We start from the raw sequence: 18,552 nt of genomic DNA, 5'->3' as shown, positions 1-18,552 counted from the left end.
AAAGAGACCCAGTTGGTCTCTTTTTTTTGCTTAAAAACATGAAAAAATACTTGACCTTAACTCAATCGAGCTCTAAATTGCGCGCGCGTCATTGCTGAACATAATCCGCACCGCTTCAACTGCTGCGCTAGTCGCTTAAGGCCTTTAGGCCGGATAAGTAACAGCCATAAGTAGGACGGGAGAAGGTAAAGGCGTTTACTTATTTAATCGGTTTATGTTTTTAATGATCAAGGAGCTTATTGCCCATGTCTATTGACGTTAACACTTTTTATACGCCAGAAAGTTTTGCTCGCTTCAAAGCTTTTGCTGACACCAAAGAGACCCCTTTTGTTGTTATCGATACCAGTATTATCGACGAAGCCTACACAGAATTAACAAAAGGCTTCCCTATTGCGGATATTTTTTACGCAATCAAAGCCAACCCTGCGCCAGAAATCCTCACTTTATTGCGTGACCGCGGCTCAAATTTCGATGTCGCATCACGATATGAGCTGGATAAACTGTTCGCTATCGGTGGCATAGCACCAGAACGTGTCAGCTACGGTAATACCATCAAAAAAGCCAAAGATGTTCGCTACTTTTACGAAAAAGGCGTTCGCATGTTTGCAACGGATTCTGAAGCAGACTTGCGCAACATCGCACAAGCCGCACCCGGCTCTCGAGTGTATGTGCGTATTTTAACGGAAGGCACCGTAACAGCAGATTGGCCTTTGTCTCGCAAATTCGGTTGTCGTCCAGATATGGCAATGGATCTGCTTATTCTCGCTAAAGAGCTGGGGTTGATTCCCTATGGCATTTCATTTCACGTAGGTTCGCAACAACGTGATATTGGTGCATGGGATGCAGCCATCGCCAATGTAAAAGTGATCTTTGAGCGTCTAAAAGAAGAAGACGGTATTGAATTAGAAATGATTAACATGGGTGGTGGTTTCCCTGCGAATTACATTGCTCGGACGAATGAACTTTCTACCTATGCCGAGGAGATTTCACGTTTCTTGGAAGAAGATTTTGGCGCCGAATTGCCACGTATTATTTTGGAACCGGGTCGCTCTTTGATCTCGAACGCGGGAATACTGGTCAGTGAGGTCGTTTTGATATCACGCAAATCACATACTGCGTTAAACCGTTGGGTATATACAGATGTAGGTAAATTTTCAGGTCTAATCGAGACACTCGATGAATCCATTAAATATCCGATTCATGTTGAAAAAAGTGGCGAACTTGAAGAAGTGATCATTGCCGGTCCGACTTGCGACAGTGCAGATATCATGTATGAAAACTACAAATATGGTCTACCATTGAATCTAGCCATCGGTGATCGTATGTATTGGCTTTCAACGGGGGCTTACACAACCACTTACAGTGCTGTTGAATTTAATGGGTTTCCACCATTAGCGTCTTACTATTTATAATTAGTATTTAAGACAACCGCTTAAAACCAAAAGCAGAGGCCTCATCGATTATTCGTTGAGGCTTTTTTATTGAAATACCCTCCCTGCTAAGTAATGATATATTTTTACGAATGATCGGAGTTCTTATGTCTTTTTTCCTTAGTGCACTAAACATCTACCCCATCAAATCTATCAAAGGGATTAAAATTGATGATTCTATTGTTCGACATGATGGTCTAGTTAATGATAGACGTTTCGTACTTGTGACACCTGACGGTCAATTTATTAGTGGACGTGAGTACCCCGATCTCACCTTGGTAAGCGCTTCACAAGTTTCTCCTAATCAATGGCAAATCACTCACCCAGAAATGACCAATTCGCTCCTTCTCAATGAAACATTATTCCTAGAAAAATATAAAAACGTCACCGTATGGGAAGACAGTCTCAGCGCTCAACAGACTCAAGATAACGCCAATGACTGGTTCAGCACCCTTCTCGGCACTGAGGTAGAATTGCTATTTTTTGGTGAGCAATCCAAACGCTATACCAGCCGTCGCCCTGACGAACCCGTTGGCTTTGCTGATGGCTATCCCTTCTTGCTCACAACACAAGCCTCTCTGGATGAACTGAATCGTACCTGTCCAGAAGTGATTGCCATGTCACAGTTTCGCCCAAATATCGTAGTAGAAGGAAATGAAGCATTTGCAGAAGACAGTTGGAAGCGTATCCGTATTGGCGAAGTCGAGTTTGAAAATGTAAAGCCTTGCATTCGCTGTATTTTCACGACCCTAGACCCATTAACAGCGAAACGCATTGGAAGAGGAGAACCACTAAAAACGCTAGGGAAATTTCGTTTACTGAATAACCAAGAAGGCATCACCTTCGGTATCAATTTAATCGCTCTGAACACAGGTCACATTCACCTCAATGATCCTGTTGAAATACTAGAATACCAAAAGCCCGACGTGTATCTTGATCGTCGTTAAGCGTCTAAAACGAAAAAAGGAAGCTTAACAGGCTTCCTTTTTGATTTGCTGTGATCTTATCTAACGCTTAAGCTTCTTGTTTCGCAAGGTACTCGTCATATGTACCGTGGAAATCAACAATGCCGTCACTGGTTACTTCAACAATGCGTGTTGCCAATGATGAAACAAATTCACGGTCATGGGAAACAAAAATCAAAGTACCCGGATAATTCTCTAACGCTAGGTTTAAAGACTCAATGGACTCCATGTCCATATGGTTGGTCGGTTCGTCCATCACCAAAACGTTTGGTTTTTGCAGCATCAACTTACCGAACAACATACGCCCTTGCTCACCACCAGATAAGACTTTAACGGACTTTTTAATGTCGTTTTGTGAGAACAATAGACGACCTAGCGTGCCACGAATAACTTGCTCATCATCACCTTCTTGACCCCACTGCCCCATCCATTCAATCAAATCGACATCTTTTTCAAACTCATGGGCATGATCCTGAGCATAATAACCAATATTGGCATTTTCAGACCATTTAATATCACCTTTGGACAGGTCTGTATCACCGACCAAACATTTCAGTAACGTCGTTTTACCTATGCCGTTTGGCCCAATGACGGCAATACGCTCACCCACTTCGACCATCATGTTCAAACCACTAAACAATTCTTCGTCATACGATTTGGCAACATTTTCAACCTGCACCGCCATCCGGTGTAATTTCTTTTCTTGCTCAAAGCGAATAAAAGGATTCTGACGGCTAGAAGGTTTTACTTCTTCAAGCTGAATTTTATCGATTTGTTTTGCACGTGAGGTCGCTTGCTTAGATTTGGAAGCGTTGGCAGAAAAACGACTGACGAAAGACTTAAGCTCGTTGATTTGTGCTTTTTTCTTAGCATTGTCCGACAACAAACGCTCGCGAGCCTGGGTCGATGCCATCATGTACTCATCGTAATTACCAGAAAATAAACGCAACTCACCGTAGTCTAAATCCGCCATATTGGTACAAACGGAATTCAAAAAGTGACGGTCATGAGAAATGATGATCATGGTGCAGTTACGTTCAACCAAGACCCCTTCCAACCAACGAATGGTGTTGATATCCAAGTTGTTGGTAGGCTCGTCAAGTAATAAAATTTCTGGATCAGAGAACAAAGCCTGCGCCAGCAAAACACGCAGTTTTAAACCTGGTGCCACTTCACTCATCAGACCATAATGTTGCTCTGTTGGAATACCAACCCCCAGTAGCAACTCTCCTGCGCGGGCATCGGCAGTATAACCATCCATTTCGGCAAATTCTGCTTCTAAATCACCGGCGCGTAAGCCATCGGCCTCAGTCATTTCTGAGTTGGCATAAATCGCATCTTTTTCGGATTTAATGGCCCATAATTCTGTGTGTCCCATGATAACGGTATCAATAACAGAATACTCTTCGTAAGCAAACTGATCCTGCTTTAGCTTACCAAGGCGCTCGTTTGGGTCTTTTGACACATTACCTGAACTGGGTTCTAAATCCCCCCCTAAGATTTTCATGAAGGTGGATTTACCACATCCATTGGCCCCAATAAGACCGTAGCGTTTGCCTTCGCCGAATTTTACAGAAACGTTTTCAAAAAGAGGTTTTGCACCAAATTGCATGGTGATGTTGGCCGTTGTTAACAAAGCATTCTTCCGTTTATCATGAGGTAAAAGTGATGCGCTGAACTCAAAAATGCAGCACAATATTGATGTGGTGCATTATCGCACAGATTGAACTCAGTCTTTAAGGTACAAACCATCTATTTTATATAAGAAGCCAAGTATTTCGTTAAAAGGCGCCAACCAGAAGACGGTACGCCACATCAAAAATACCTTGGCCATGACGAACATAAGACGCTCAGCGGAGGGAATAATGCACAGCATTTTAGTGTCAGAGTCGCCCTATGATATTTCGACAGCTATCCTGAAAACAGGCTCAATCTTCGGTGCCCTATCCGATAACGCCATCGACTTTTTAATCAACCACGGCCAGTTACACCTTGTCAGTCAGCATGATGAAATATTTGCTTATGATGGCAAAGGAGAAAGTTTTCACCTTGTTTTGCACGGCAGTTTAGACTATTTCAAACATCATGATGGGAAGTTAACTCGAACTCGAACGATTCGTTTTGGGGAAGCCATTGGCTTTGTTTCTATGATTGCCTTGCATAATCGAGTCGGCAGTGTCTACGCACTAGAAGAAGGCTTACTGCTTGAAGTAAACAGCCAGCTATTCAGTGACTTTCACGATCAATATCCGTTTGATTTTGGTATTTTGTTAATGAACTTATCAAGAGACATGGCAAGGATTATTCGAGTGTTAAGTAACGAGCTCGTTGAAAACAATGTGATTGTGAAGAAGAGTGAAAACTGATTTAACAGGCTAACTTGAATAATAAGCGACCAGATAGGCTGTGGTCGCTTATCCTAGCCGTTTACTTTACCGCGGCCACAACCGAAATTTCCACCAGCAATTCTGCACGTGCCATTCTTGCTTCAACACAAGCGCGAGCAGGCGCATGACCTTCAGGGATCCAAGCATCCCAAACCGCATTCATAGCAGCAAAATCTTTCATGTCACGAAGATAGATGGTCGCCGACAAAATGTAAGATCTGTCTGAACCTGCTTGCTCCAACAACGCATCTACTTTATCAAGCATGGTACGAGTCTGCTCAGAAATATCTGTGTTCGCATCTGCACCCACCTGACCACACAAATACACGGTCTCATTGTGCTTAACAATGCGACTCATACGCTGTCCTACTTCCATGCGCTCAATTGTTGCCATAAAAACCTCTATACAATCCAAAAAAATAAAGCCCTAGTTAACTAAGACTTTGTTTATTGTCGCTACATTAAAAAACAACGCCATCAATATAAAACGAGACGACGTTAAAATTCCAGCCCTTTTTGCGCTTTAATGCCGCGTTTAAAGGCATGTTTGGTTTCTTTGATATCACTTACCGTATCTGCAAGCTCAATCAAGGCGTCAGAGGCCCCCCGCCCTGTCACCACAAGGTGCTGATTTTCTGGACGTTTCATTAAAACCTCTAAGACATCGTCTTCCACTAAGTACTCGTAATGCAATAAATACGTCAGTTCATCCAATACGACAAGGTCAATGGTTGGATCTGACAGCATGGCCACTGCTTTTTCCCAAGCTTGCTCGGAAGACGCCACATCAGATTCACGGTTTTGAGTTTCCCATGTAAAACCGGCTGGCATAATTTCCCACTGCACATTGTCTTGACGCTTGAAAAAATCAATTTCCCCTGTATTCCATTCACCTTTTAAAAACTGAACAACACCCACTTTCATACCATGACCCAGTGCTCTTGCAACCATGCCAAGCGCAGAACTGGATTTGCCTTTGCCATTACCGGTTAACAAGACAAAGGTCCCCTTGTCCTCTTGCGCTTTTGCGATGCGCTTATCCACATGAGACTTGATCGCCTGCATGCGAATTTTATGCTTCTCTGGGTCTTTGATTGCTTTTGCCATTGTGCTGTTTCCTTGAATTTGTCGTGTTTAAATTCGATCGTCTTCAGGATCGTAACCAAGGTTTGGAGCCAACCAGCGTTCGGCATCGTCCTTTGTCATACCAGTACGGGTCGCATAATCATCCACTTGATCTGGGCCTATTTTTCCAACACCAAAATAAGTAGCGTCAGGATGCCCGAAATACCAACCACTCACTGCCGCTGTCGGTAACATAGCGAAGCTCTCTGTGATCTGCATACCGATTTTTGCCTCAACATCGAGCATGGTCCATAACTTAGCCTTCTCAGTATGATCAGGGCAAGCAGGATAGCCAGGAGCAGGCCGAATACCTTGGTATTTTTCTTTAATCAATTGGGCATTGGTAAGGTCTTCATCGGCCGCATAGCCCCAGTACTCTTTACGAACCCTTTCATGCAGATATTCCGCGGTTGCCTCGGCCAATCGGTCCGCGACCGCTTTAATCATAATAGAATTGTAATCATCATGATCCGCTTCATAAGCTTCCACCAGCGGATCAATGCCAAAACCTGCGGCACAAGCAAAGGCCCCCATATAATCGCCAATACCACTGTCTTTCGGTGCAACAAAGTCCGCTAAACTGTGATTATATTTACCCGGTGCTGTCAGTTCATTTTGAATACGTAAAAAAGACAAGCGTTCGATCACTTCTGTGCGCGATTCATCCGTATAGATTTCAATATCGTCATGGTTCACTTGATTCGCTGGAAACAAACCAAATACAGCACGCGCTTGCAATGAACGACTTGCAATCACGTCATCCATCATCATCAAGGCATCTTCGTACACACGAGTGGCTTCTGTACCAACGACTTCGTCGGTCAAAATACGCGGATAAGAACCTGCCAATTCCCACGTTTGGAAGAAAGGCGTCCAATCGATATAGTTTTTGACGACAGTAAAATCGATGTCTTTTTCAGTCAATACCGTCACACCCAATTTGTTTGGTGTCACAACTTGTCCAGCAAATTCAATCGGTGCTTTATTGAGACGCGCTTTGTCTAACGACACTCGACGACCCGCTTTCGCTCGGTCTTTATAACGAATACGCGTTTTTTCGTAGTCAGCTTTAATATCGTCCACAAACGCTTGGTAACGCGCTTTGTCTTTGCTCAACAAAGCACTGGCAACTCCGACGCTTCGAGACGCATTCGTGACATGAACCACTTGGTTGCGTTTGTAGTTTTGTTCAATTTTAACCGCGGTATGCGCTTTAGAAGTGGTCGCGCCACCAATCATCACAGGCAACTCAAAACCTTGACGCTCCATTTCTTTAGCAACATGTACCATTTCATCTAAAGACGGTGTAATCAAACCAGACAAACCAATCATGTCTGCGCCTTCTTCTTTTGCCGTGCGTAAGATTTTCTCAGCAGGCACCATCACCCCTAGGTCGATGACTTCAAAATTATTACATTGCAGCACCACACCCACGATGTTTTTACCGATGTCATGCACATCGCCTTTTACCGTCGCCATCACAATTTTGCCATTACTCGACGAAGCTGTGTCCATATTAAGACGCTTTTCCTCCTCGATATAGGGCATCAAATAGGCAACGGCTTTTTTCATCACACGAGCCGATTTTACAACCTGAGGTAAAAACATTTTACCGGAGCCGAATAAATCACCGACGATGCCCATACCATCCATTAATGGCCCTTCAATGACCTCTAAAGGACGCGCAAACGCAAGACGCGCTTCTTCTGTGTCTTCGTCAATAAATTCTGTAATCCCTTTTACCAAGGCGTGACTCAAACGCTCAGAAACGGGAAAGCTTCGCCATTCCTGAGTCTCTTTTTCCGCCACTTCGCCCGTACCTGCAAATTCACCAGCCATGGCGAGTAAGTTATCTGTCGCATCTGGCGTACGATTTAAAACCGCGTCTTCTACCGCATTACGTAACTTGGGAGGAATGTCTTCATACAAAGCCAATTGCCCGGCGTTAACAATCCCCATCGTCATACCTTGCTTGATGGCGTGATATAAGAAAACCGCGTGAATGGCTTCTCGGACGGGATTGTTACCACGGAATGAGAAAGACACGTTAGACACACCACCGGACACCTTGGCATAAGGCAGCTCACGGGTAATGTCCCCTGTCGCTTCAATGAAATCTAGTGCATAGCGATTGTGTTCTTCAATGCCCGTAGCAATAGCAAAAATATTAGGATCAAAAATAATGTCTTCTGGTGGAAAGCCTACTTCGTCCACCAGAATATGATAAGAACGACGGCAAATTTCAATTTTACGCGCACGGGTGTCTGCCTGACCCACTTCATCAAACGCCATGACGATGACCGCCGCGCCGTATTTCATTAACTTACGTGCTTGATCGCGGAACTTATCCTCGCCCTCTTTCATGCTGATCGAGTTGACAACGCCCTTGCCTTGAATCCATTTTAATCCGGCTTCAAGGATTTCCCACTTAGAGGAATCAAGCATAATTGGCACACGAGAAATATCAGGCTCAGACGCAATCAATTTCAAAAAACGCTCCATGGCCGCTTGGGAGTCCAACATCCCTTCATCCATGTTGATATCGATGATCTGTGCGCCGTTTTCTACCTGCTGACGCGCCACATCAAGAGCGGTATCAAAATCACCTTCTTTAATAAGACGTTTAAACATAGCAGAGCCAGTAACATTGGTCCGCTCACCTACATTGACAAACAAACTGTTGCCATCGATGTTAAAAGGCTCTAGGCCGGATAAACGACAGGCTTTTTCAATATCTGGGATAACACGCGGTACAGAATGCGCAAATGCATTGGCAAACGCTTCAATGTGCTCTGGTGAGGTACCACAACAACCACCAATGATATTTAAGAAACCAGAATCGACCCAACCCTGAATTTCTTCAAGCATCTCTTCTGGGGTCTCATCGTATTCGCCAAAGGCATTAGGTAAACCGGCATTGGGGTGGGATGATACATAAGTGTCCGCAATTCGAGACAACTCTTCTACGTATTGGCGCAATTCTTTTGGGCCAAGGGCACAGTTAAGACCCACAGACAAAGGTTTAGCATGGGAAATGGAATTCCAAAAAGCCTCAGTGGTTTGACCCGACAGCGTCCGTCCTGATGCGTCAGTAATGGTCCCCGAGATCATTATAGGGTAGCGCACACCCGTCTTCTCGAAATAATCCAGCACGGCATAAATCGCCGCTTTGGCATTCAAGGTATCAAATATGGTTTCAATCAAAATCAGATCGGATCCACCCTTGATCAAACCATCAACGGCAACCGCGTAAGCTTCCACCAGCTCATCAAAATGAATATTACGATAACCAGGATCGTTTACATCAGGGGAAATAGTACAGGTACGACTTGTTGGTCCCAACGTGCCTGCAACAAAGCGTGGCTTACCGGGATTCTGCGTGATAAATTCGTCGGCGACTTCACGAGCTAAACGAGCCGACTCAAAGTTAAGTTCGTAGCTCAAATCTTCCATGTGATAATCCAACATGGAAATGTAGTTTGCATTAAAGGTATTGGTTTCTATGATATCAGCACCGGCGGCAAGGTAACCGGCATAAATCGCTTTTATAATGGTAGGTTGTGTCAGAGAAAGCAGGTCATTATTGCCTTTTAGGTCACTTTCCCAATCCGCAAACCGCTCACCACGATAATCTTGTTCTTCCAACTTGTACGCTTGAATCATGGTGCCCATAGCACCATCAAGGATCAACACATTTTCAGCTAGTCGTTTCTCAATAATAGAATACGAATCGGACTTTACCACGCTCACCACCTCAAAAAAGAATATGCGAACGTACTATACCGAAAAGTCAAACTTTACGCGTTGAAAAAAAGTAATAAAACATTGAGTGTTATATTGCTCAGCTATTTTATAACGATTCTTTAGGCGTTTTTCTAACACTTATAAGTTCTTTCGGCTTTTATTGGTTCTTCCAATCAAGAAACCACCTAATAAACCGAATAGAATGGCCATGCCCCAATAACCGTATTTCTCTAACAAATTGGTGTTCACCAGCGACAGAGTCTTTGCCCCCCGATACACCTGACGTTGAATAACCTGATCTTGAAAGTTCATTTGCTGAGTGACAAATACATTCAGCTGGGCATCCGGCTTCTCGTTCAAGCCAGACACACGCCAACGCCATTGCACCCGACCGTTCTGAACAACCGCGCTGGCGACACGATCACTGATCATTTGTATGTCACTGTCTGTGACCAACTCGGCTTGATAGGCTTGTCCTGACAAAGAAGGCGTCACCTCGGCAGAAACTAAGATTTCGAAGGTGTCATACAGCCCCATTTCACTGGGCAATTGCCACTGAATATTTTGCAAACTGGCATTGGTTTGAGACTGCAGAGAAGCGATGGCCGCTTCAATAGAAATACTGCGGTTCTCATTGAGTTCCAATGATTGTTGAGTACGGCTTAATTGATCGGTCATGGCACTCAACTCCGCCTGACGTAATCTCAGTGCTTCTTGGGCCGTGTTTAAACGGATTGACAAGGCTGCGTTGTCTTTTTGGGCTTGTATTAATTTGTTATCAAGCGCCTTCCAGCGCGCTTCATAATTGGCATTCTCATCCAGTGCCGCTTCTAACCTAACAATATCGATTTGATAATCTGAAAGTGCCTGCTCTTGACGTGCAATGCGACCTTGTAGCTGGGTCAATTCTGCTCTTAAGCGCTGATTCTCCAGCTCATAGGCGGCAATGGTGCTTCCCTGATCAAGCGGAATACTTTTTTGATCCGCATTTTTTCGGTCAGTATTATCCCGGCGCTCCTCTGGTTCAGCGTCAGCGGCTTTGGCCTTATCACTGAGGACATCTGTAATGTCTTTTGCCACTTCAAACGCTTGAATTCTGTCCCACAAAACTTGTTGCTGAGCCCTAGAGTCAGATAAAGCCCCTCCTAAAATGAGATTTTCTTTTTTAAGCGACGCCAATTGTTGCTGATTGGCTTCATTAGCCAACTCTAGATCTGCGTAGGCCTGTTGAAGCTGTGTATTATCACTGAGCAATGACAGGTATCTCATTGGATAATCACCCTGACTCTTTGGCAAAGACTCCAAGGCAGTAATACGCTGTTTTAAAACTTGGTTTTCGTTTTTAAGATGGCTTATATCGTTTTTTAACTGATCGTTTTCTAGATTAAGTGCGGCGTAGCGGGACTCCAACAAGGCTCTTTGCATTTTTTGCGCTTCTAAATCCGCCAGCGCTTCAGCGCTTTGATCTCGCTCTTTTTGCAAGGAGGCAATCAGGGTATCTTTTTGATTCAGCGCTTTATTGAGCTCGACGAGACGTTGTTGGTTCTTTGATAGCTGTTGTTGAAGGGAATCGATCTGACGGTTTTTGGCTTGGATGTCTTGTTCTAATTTGGCGGTATTATTTATCGACGGTGAGGGAGAAGACTCTGCGGTTGGGTTTTCTTGCCCAGACGTTTGCACAGCGGTGCTGACTTCATTCGCTCCCGTTAACATCGCGTCTGTTTGCTGCTGAGAAGTCGTACTACAGGCGGATAAGGCCAACCCAAAAGTAATCGGAATCACCATCCGCTTACATACATTCATGCTTCGCTCCTTAACAAACGCAAAATCAACAATAGAGAAGATTACCTCTTATGACAGATTTACCACTAGAATGCAAAGACCCCGTCAAGATGGTGGGCGTAGATGTCACTTCATACACACCACTTAACAGGGCCTTGTTTACTGCAAAAACCTAAACAATAGGTGTTAGTTTAAACTCTTGGTGATCACTTCATAGACATCTTTCGACAAGTCTTCTGCCAAAATGCGCTCTAACTCAGCTTTCATCAAAGCGCTCAAAGTGGGCTCTAGCTTTTTCCAACGAGTTAACGGTGTACACAAACGCGAGGCAATCTGTGGGTTACGCTTGTTGAGCAGAATAATTTGGTCGGCTAAAAAACGGTAACCACTGCCATCGGCATTATGAAAGCCTGACACATTTTGACCGAAGCCACCCAAAACAGAACGCACTTTATTAGGATTTTTTAGATCAAATGCAGGATGTGCCATTAAACTTTGCACATGTTGCAACGCATTGTCTTGCTCTTGACCTGCGCTTAATGCCAACCACTTGTTCACCACCAAAGGCTCGTTTTGCCATTGCTGATAAAATGACGCCAACAAGTCACCCGCGTTGCTCAGTTGCCCATGAACCGCAATGGATAACGCTGAGAACTGATCGGTCATGTTGTCCGCTGTTTCATACTGTTTGGTCAATGCCGCGATCGCCGCCTCAGTGCCTGTTTCGACCCAATAAGACAACGCGGTATTTTTCAAGGAGCGATGCGCAATTTGCTCTGCCGTCGCTTGATAATCCACAGCCATGTTGTGCTCGTGATAAGTGCGCTCAAATTCCTCTGATAAGGTGTTTGCCAATTGCTTTTTCAGATGCTGTCGGGCTTGCTTAATGGCGGCAGGATAAATCGGATTCGCCAGTTCAGACAAGTAAGCCTGACTCGGCAGCGCCAGTATTAACGCCACCATAGCAGGATCTAAACTGCCATCGTTTAGTAGCGCTCTAAAGCCATCCACCAATGTCGAATCAACGGATAAGGCTTGACCTTGAATGGCTTGATTAATGAGCTGTGTTAACTCGTTTACCGCCAATTGTTGTGCTGCGCTCCAACGATTGAAGCCATCTGCATCACTGGACATCAGTAGCAATAAGTCTTGCGCTGAGTACTCATAGCGTAGTTTAACCGGTGCAGAGAAACCGCGCAGTAAAGAGGGAACAGGACGAGAGGACACGTTCTCAAAAGTCATCGTTTGCTCGAAGTCAGTTAAGTGTAAAACATGCTCGTCTGACACCGTACCATCTAATGAAGACGGCAATAGATCACCCTCTTGACTCAATAGGCCCATACGCACCGGAATATGCAACGCCACCTTGCTGTCTTGGCCCGGTGTCGGCAGTGTCTCCTGCGTCATGGTCAGCTGGTAAGTCTTTGTGCTTTCATCATAAGAGTCTGTGACAGTGACAATCGGTGTCCCCGCTTGAGAATACCAATCTCTGAACTGCGTCAAGTCAATACTCGATGCGTCTTCCATCGCAGCCACAAAGTCGTCACAGGTTACCGCTTGGCCATCATGCCGCTCAAAGTACAAATCAGATCCTGCACGGAATTTTTCTTCGCCCAGCAAAGTATGAATCATGCGAACAATTTCAGAGCCTTTCTCATATACCGTCAAGGTGTAAAAATTGGAGATCTCAATGAAAGAAGCAGGACGTACGGGGTGCGCCATTGGACCCGCGTCTTCGGCAAACTGCGCCGTTTTCAAGAAAGACACATCCTCTACACGCTTGACCGTGTCAGAATGCATATCAGCCGAAAAAGACTGATCTCGGAAAACGGTGAAGCCTTCTTTCAGACTCAACTGAAACCAGTCCCGACAGGTCACACGGTTACCAGACCAGTTGTGGAAATATTCGTGAGCAACAATCGCTTCGACACGTAAGAAATTATCGTCTGTGGTGGTTTTTGGGCTGGCAAGCAAGCAAGACGAATTAAAAATATTGAGGCCTTTGTTTTCCATCGCTCCCATATTGAAGTCATCAACCGCAACGATCATAAAGATATCAAGATCGTATTCACGACCATAGGTTTCTTCGTCCCATCGCATAGAGCGTTTTAGCGCTTCCATTGCGTAATCCACTTTATCGATATTATGAGACTCGGTAAAAATTTTCAGTGCCACTTCACGCTGACTCTGAGTCAAAAAAACATCTTCTTTCACTGCTAGGTCGCCCGCCACTAAAGCAAAAAGGTACGCAGGCTTAGGGAAAGGATCGTGCCAGACAACAACAGTTTTGCCTTCCTCCGTTTTGCCACGTTCTACTTCATTGCCATTTGACAGCATCACAGGGTAACGCGTTTCATCCGCAATAATGGTCGTAGTAAACACAGACATGACGTCTGGACGGTCTAAGTAATACGTAATGTGTCGAAAGCCTTCCGCCTCACACTGAGTGCAAAACATGGAAGATGAGCGGTATAACCCCTCAAGACTTGTGTTATTTTGTGGTTCAATCAAGGTCTCACAGGTCAAGACAAAGGCATCGGGGGTGGAATCAATCACCAACTTGTCTTCGTTTACACGATACGCTTCTGCCGGTAAAGCACAGTCACCCACTGCCACGCCAATAAGTTTCACATCTTCGCCACCATCAAGAACGAGAGGTGCGTTTTGCTGTGTACTTTCTGGGTTACGGCGCATGTGCAAGCGTGATGTGACCACGGTGGTCGCTTCATCAAGATCAAAAGTTAACTCTGTTTTATCAATAAGATAAGGAGGCACCTGGTAGTCTTTCAGATAAATCGCGGAAGGTTGGCTCTCTTTCATGTTCGGTTGCTCCTAAAAATTCAATGTCGCTTGATAACCGGTGTATTTACGAATATTGATGACACCCGTATCAAGGATCCAATATTGCCCCTTAATACCCATCAAGGTGCCTTCAATAAGAGGCGTTTTTTCGGCGTTCAAACTGCTAATTTTGGTTGGGTATTCCAAAACAGGGTAGATAAACTCATGAGTCTCATTTTCGTCGGACAAGTCAGTAATGGACTGCAGTCCAAACTCTGCTTGCAAGCTGTCGAGCCCTTCGTACAGCAAACCAATTAAGCGTTCCTGTTCTTGCTCTAAATCCATTTCAATGGCCAGGCCTTTAAGCATGTTGCGCCAGTTGGTTTTGTCTGCAACCTCTGATTTAAACAGCGTTTCAACCAACCCCGACATGCGTCGATTTTGCACTCGAAACAAAGGACGAGCTTGTGTCGCACCCTGATCAATCCAACGAGTAGGCAATTGATCACCACGGGTAATACCTACTTTTAATGCCGATGAGTTGGCAAGGTAAACATAGTGGCTCTGCATGCAGTAACGCTCGGCCCATTCTGGCTCACGGCAAGTGCCTAAATGAAAGTGACACTTTTCCGGACTCATAATGCACACGTCACACGCGGCTAACTTACGAAAGCAGTTGTAGCAAAAACCTTGACTGAACGACTTCTTAGTAACCTTTTTACAGTGAGTACAATGAATCACACCGTCCAAGTGCAACGATATTTTTTTTGATATGAGGTCATTCACTGAGACACGGTCTTCACCCAGATCCAGATGATAAGAGACCTGCTTGTCGTTTACTTGCGTCAACATTTTCTTTAAATTGCCGTGCAGCATTAAGCGCGTCCCTCTGGATCGTCGCTTACCCATTTAATGGTGTCTTCTTCTTTTTCCGTGTCTTTACCACCGAGGCTTTTATGCCCTGTTGTATCAATAAAGCCAACGCGGTCCTTTTCTTCTTTGTTTTTGTAGTCATAGGTAATAATGGCTTCTAAGCAAAGCTCTGTTTGATCAGGTGTTAAACGAACACCATTGGGCCATTTACCCAATTCAACCGCTTGCTTTAATCTGACATAAACTTCAGGTGACATATTGTCGATCATTTCTTTAAAGTTCATCGCTGCTTCTCTCTTTTTTCATTTACTGTTTCATACGGTTATGCGTTGCTTTATCACGCTATATTGATACAAGCATAGGAAGGTTATGGATTCATTGTATCTCGTTTATTTGTACGACTTTATTTGTGCGCAGAACGAAGGGTCATTGCCCAATACAATAGCGCCAAGACCAAGCCGGATATCAACCCGATGGTATGCGCTGTGTTAGCAATGCTCCCTAACCCCAACATCTCGGGAAAAGGCGTGTAACCCACCAAAAGCCAAAGCGCAAAAAACACCATGAGTGGCTTACTGACCAGTGTAGGCCAGCGTCGATTCAATAAAGGAACCAACCAAGCAAAACCAATCAAGCCATACACTACACCCGATAAGCCACCAAACAAGGGATAGCCACTTATTTGATATTGTAAAAGGTTACTGGTAACAGCAATCGCCAACACACCAAGACTCCATATAAGCGAACCAAGGCGTTGTTCGAGCTTACTGCCAATATCCCACACCCATAACGTGTTAAACACCAAGTGCATCACACTAAAATGCAGCAGAGCGGGTGTAAAGAAACGCCAGTACTCTTGTTTTTCGGTCACTTGCGATAAAGTAAAAAAATAGATTTGACCATTTCTCACTTCAAACGGACTAATGGAAAAATACCCAACCGTAGCCAAATCGCCCCCCAGTTGCGTAATGACAGCCACCAGCAAGGTCGCCAGCAACACAAACGCCGTCATTGGCGCTTGTTTAAACTTGGCGGCAAAAGAACCAGAAGAATGCTGACTAGAAAGCGAATCGACTGGTTGGGAGAAGGAAGTATGAGGGTGAAAGGTGGCTAGGCGCTCTGGATCTTGCTTCCAGACAGTAAATAACGCCTCGACTGTTGAAAGTTGTTTAGGGTCTGTGATCCAAAGTTGCTGCTTTCCATCCTTTGACACGACCTGATGGGCCACCTTGTTACGCCACAAGGCAGCAGTAATCGCAGCAGGGTCCTCAGTGTTGGCAAACTCATAAATAAGATACATAGCGCCTAATATTGCCTATAAAGATAATAAAACACAGCCATTGGTACGGCTGATACCATGGCAAGGGATTAGGTTATGGACGGTAACCCGTCTGCCAACCGAGTTTGTCACGACACACATTATAAAAATCATGATTTTTAGGGTGAATCAAACGGATGCTACCGGTTTTTTTCGTAATAAAAATCTCATCTCCTGGTGCGGCTGTAATGTTCAACTGACCATCACAACTGACACTTGGGTATGTTAGATTAGACTCACACACCACAATACGAATACGCGCATTTGCATCAATCACAATAGGACGATTACTCAAGGTGTGCGGGTGCATTGGCACCAGTACAAGGGCGTCTAACTTGGGTAGCATAATAGGCCCACCCGCTGACAATGCATAGGCCGTAGAGCCGGTTGGCGTCGCCACAATAAGACCATCAGACTTTTGATTCATCACAAACTGATCGTCAATGAACAAATCAAAACGTATCATTCGTGCTGATTTACCCGGGTGCAAAACAAGATCATTCAGCGCAATGCCCTCACCACTAGGGCGATTTTGACGTTTGATTTTCGCCTCAATCATAAAGCGTTTTTCTTCGTGGTATTCGCCGCGAAAAATAGGATCGAGCTCTTCCTGTAAATTATGAGGTGAAATGTCGGTCAAAAAACCCAACGTGCCTCGGTTTATTCCCAGAACAGGGATATCGTAATTGCAAATGGCACGGGCCGCCCCTAAAAAGCTCCCGTCACCGCCAACCACCATCACCATATCGCAGTGGTCACCCAATTCCTTAAGAATAGACGACTCTACTTTAATACCTGGCATCATCGCGGCCAACTGGTCTTCAAGTACCGGCTCAACACCTTTACCTTGAAGGTATTCCATCAGTTTTTTGACTGTGTCTAAAATCTGAGGTTTGTCTAATCGAGCAATAATTCCAACACGTCTAAAAAAACCCATGCGTCATTCTCTTCCCGTCAATCGATGTTAACAAAGTCACCCACTATGCTGTTATTGTCATGACGCTAATCTTCATGTGGGTTGGCGTAAGTTCAGCAACTCTAACATGAAGGCGCCTAATATCGCTATCGGATTAATAAGCGCTATTTAGGCACGAAATAGTGGGTCATTCTGCGGCTTTTAGAAAAAAGGATTGAAGTGCTTGGCGTAACCTCGCCACCCCTGCATACCCCCTGTATGGATAAACAGGGTGCGTTTATAGGGCCAATGCCCTGCCGATATTAACTGAGACACGGTGAACATTGCCTTAGAAGTATAAATGGGGTCTAACGGAATAGCCGGATTCATGCGCGCAAAGTCACACAAAAAACGCCTCACTGTCGCATTCAGTTTTGCGTAGCCCCCTTCATGGCAATCGGAGTAAAAAAATAACCTATCCGACAAATTACGCTCTTCTCCGCTAGACACGGCACGAGCGATTGCCACTATCTCATCTCGCTGACGAGGCTCCCCTTTAAGTGCACTAAACACATGCAGATCCGGTGCATTGCCATGAGATAAATTGCTATGAGACAAATCGATATGGGACAAAAAGCCGGCTGCTGTAGTGCCCGTCCCAGAGGAAACAACCCAAGCATCAAAGTCCGGACAGTGGGCTTGAATCGATGCCGCCCAATCCCGACAACCTTGTGCACCGAGCACGCCGCCTCCACCTTCAGGGACCCAATACACCTGACCGTACAAGCGATTAATCTGAGCAACAATCTCCGCCGCGTCACCAAGGCGATAATCGGCTCTTGACGAAGGCCAAAGCTCAATACCTTTGTCCACCATGTCCCTTAAAGTCGGTGTCAAACTGGGTTGCAATTCACCGCGCACCACGGCCACTCCATTCAGCGGCAACGACTCAAGCGTAGCAGCAAAGGCATGCAGGTGATTAGAAAATGGCCCTCCAAATGTCGCAATCGTCGACACTTTTTGCGCCTTAGCGGCCAACAGATGATAGCGCAATTTATGCCATTTGTTGCCGGGCGCCTCTTTATTCTCAAGGTCACCTCGATACATGGCCACGTAATGGGATTGATCTGAAGCCTCGCCATCAGCGTAAGGCAAGACAACCGTTTGAAGGTATGACACAGCAAGATTCCAACTGAAACAGATAATAAAAAATTTGTCATAAGAGTAACACAGTCACTAATGACCTAGACCA

The 18,552-nt window shown here is 45.0% G+C and carries 14 protein-coding genes; 3 read left to right on the top strand and 11 right to left on the bottom strand.

Annotation, left to right across the window (positions count from 1 at the left end):
* Positions 1-245 precede the first annotated feature (245 nt).
* Positions 246-1,412 carry a type III PLP-dependent enzyme gene (locus tag LG368_RS08235; protein WP_226754255.1) on the top strand — a complete coding sequence of 389 codons (1,167 nt, stop codon included), beginning with the start codon at positions 246-248 and terminating at the stop codon, positions 1,410-1,412.
* Positions 1,413-1,537: 125 nt separating this feature from the next.
* Positions 1,538-2,377 (top strand): MOSC domain-containing protein, encoded by an 840-nt coding sequence (locus tag LG368_RS08230; protein WP_226754254.1) that lies wholly within the window; start codon positions 1,538-1,540, stop codon positions 2,375-2,377.
* A 67-nt stretch (positions 2,378-2,444) separates the two neighbouring features.
* Here LG368_RS08230 and LG368_RS08225 read toward each other — a convergent pair whose 3' ends face one another.
* A complete protein-coding gene (locus LG368_RS08225) occupies positions 2,445-4,031 on the bottom strand; it encodes an ABC-F family ATPase (protein WP_226754253.1) in 1,587 nt (528 codons plus the stop codon).
* A gap of 229 nt (positions 4,032-4,260) precedes the next feature.
* Here LG368_RS08225 and LG368_RS08220 point away from each other — a divergent pair, with 229 nt between their 5' ends.
* A complete protein-coding gene (locus tag LG368_RS08220) occupies positions 4,261-4,761 on the top strand; it encodes a cyclic nucleotide-binding domain-containing protein (protein ID WP_226754252.1) in 501 nt (166 codons plus the stop codon).
* Positions 4,762-4,822: 61 nt separating this feature from the next.
* Here LG368_RS08220 and LG368_RS08215 read toward each other — a convergent pair whose 3' ends face one another.
* The 10 genes from LG368_RS08215 to LG368_RS08170 all read right to left on the bottom strand — a co-directional run bounded on the left by LG368_RS08215 (position 4,823) and on the right by LG368_RS08170 (position 18,479).
* Positions 4,823-5,176, bottom strand: coding sequence for a RidA family protein (locus LG368_RS08215; protein ID WP_226754251.1), 354 nt, complete (start codon positions 5,174-5,176; stop codon positions 4,823-4,825).
* Positions 5,177-5,280: 104 nt separating this feature from the next.
* Positions 5,281-5,889, bottom strand: a complete 609-nt coding sequence (gene cobO / locus LG368_RS08210; RefSeq protein WP_226754250.1) for a cob(I)yrinic acid a,c-diamide adenosyltransferase — start codon at positions 5,887-5,889, stop codon at positions 5,281-5,283.
* 27 nt (positions 5,890-5,916) lie between these two features.
* Positions 5,917-9,651, bottom strand: coding sequence for a methionine synthase (gene metH / locus LG368_RS08205; RefSeq protein ID WP_226754249.1), 3,735 nt, complete (start codon positions 9,649-9,651; stop codon positions 5,917-5,919).
* A 138-nt stretch (positions 9,652-9,789) separates the two neighbouring features.
* The gene (locus LG368_RS08200) at positions 9,790-11,454 is read right to left on the bottom strand and encodes a coiled-coil domain-containing protein (RefSeq protein ID WP_226754248.1); all 1,665 of its coding nucleotides are present in this window, start codon (positions 11,452-11,454) and stop codon (positions 9,790-9,792) included.
* 165 nt (positions 11,455-11,619) lie between these two features.
* Positions 11,620-14,253, bottom strand: a complete 2,634-nt coding sequence (pepN, locus tag LG368_RS08195; protein WP_226754247.1) for an aminopeptidase N — start codon at positions 14,251-14,253, stop codon at positions 11,620-11,622.
* 12 nt (positions 14,254-14,265) lie between these two features.
* The gene (locus LG368_RS08190; RefSeq protein WP_226754295.1) at positions 14,266-15,090 is read right to left on the bottom strand and encodes a DUF2797 domain-containing protein; all 825 of its coding nucleotides are present in this window, start codon (positions 15,088-15,090) and stop codon (positions 14,266-14,268) included.
* Positions 15,090-15,371 carry a YeaC family protein gene (locus LG368_RS08185; RefSeq protein WP_226754246.1) on the bottom strand — a complete coding sequence of 94 codons (282 nt, stop codon included), beginning with the start codon at positions 15,369-15,371 and terminating at the stop codon, positions 15,090-15,092. Before LG368_RS08185 ends, LG368_RS08190 begins: the two co-directional genes overlap by 1 nt.
* Before the next feature lie 119 nt (positions 15,372-15,490).
* Positions 15,491-16,387: a rhomboid family intramembrane serine protease gene (locus LG368_RS08180; protein ID WP_226754245.1), complete on the bottom strand. Its 897-nt coding sequence runs from the start codon at positions 16,385-16,387 to the stop codon at positions 15,491-15,493.
* Positions 16,388-16,460: 73 nt separating this feature from the next.
* Complete coding sequence (locus LG368_RS08175; RefSeq protein WP_226754244.1) at positions 16,461-17,342, bottom strand: NAD(+) kinase; 882 nt, start codon at positions 17,340-17,342, stop codon at positions 16,461-16,463.
* Positions 17,343-17,522: 180 nt separating this feature from the next.
* Positions 17,523-18,479 carry a 1-aminocyclopropane-1-carboxylate deaminase/D-cysteine desulfhydrase gene (locus LG368_RS08170; RefSeq protein ID WP_226754243.1) on the bottom strand — a complete coding sequence of 319 codons (957 nt, stop codon included), beginning with the start codon at positions 18,477-18,479 and terminating at the stop codon, positions 17,523-17,525.
* Positions 18,480-18,552: the final 73 nt, after the last annotated feature.

The organism is Marinomonas algarum (assembly GCF_020532605.1).
Classification (GTDB): domain Bacteria; phylum Pseudomonadota; class Gammaproteobacteria; order Pseudomonadales; family Marinomonadaceae; genus Marinomonas; species Marinomonas algarum.
This window is presented reverse-complemented; position numbering and strand designations above follow the sequence as displayed.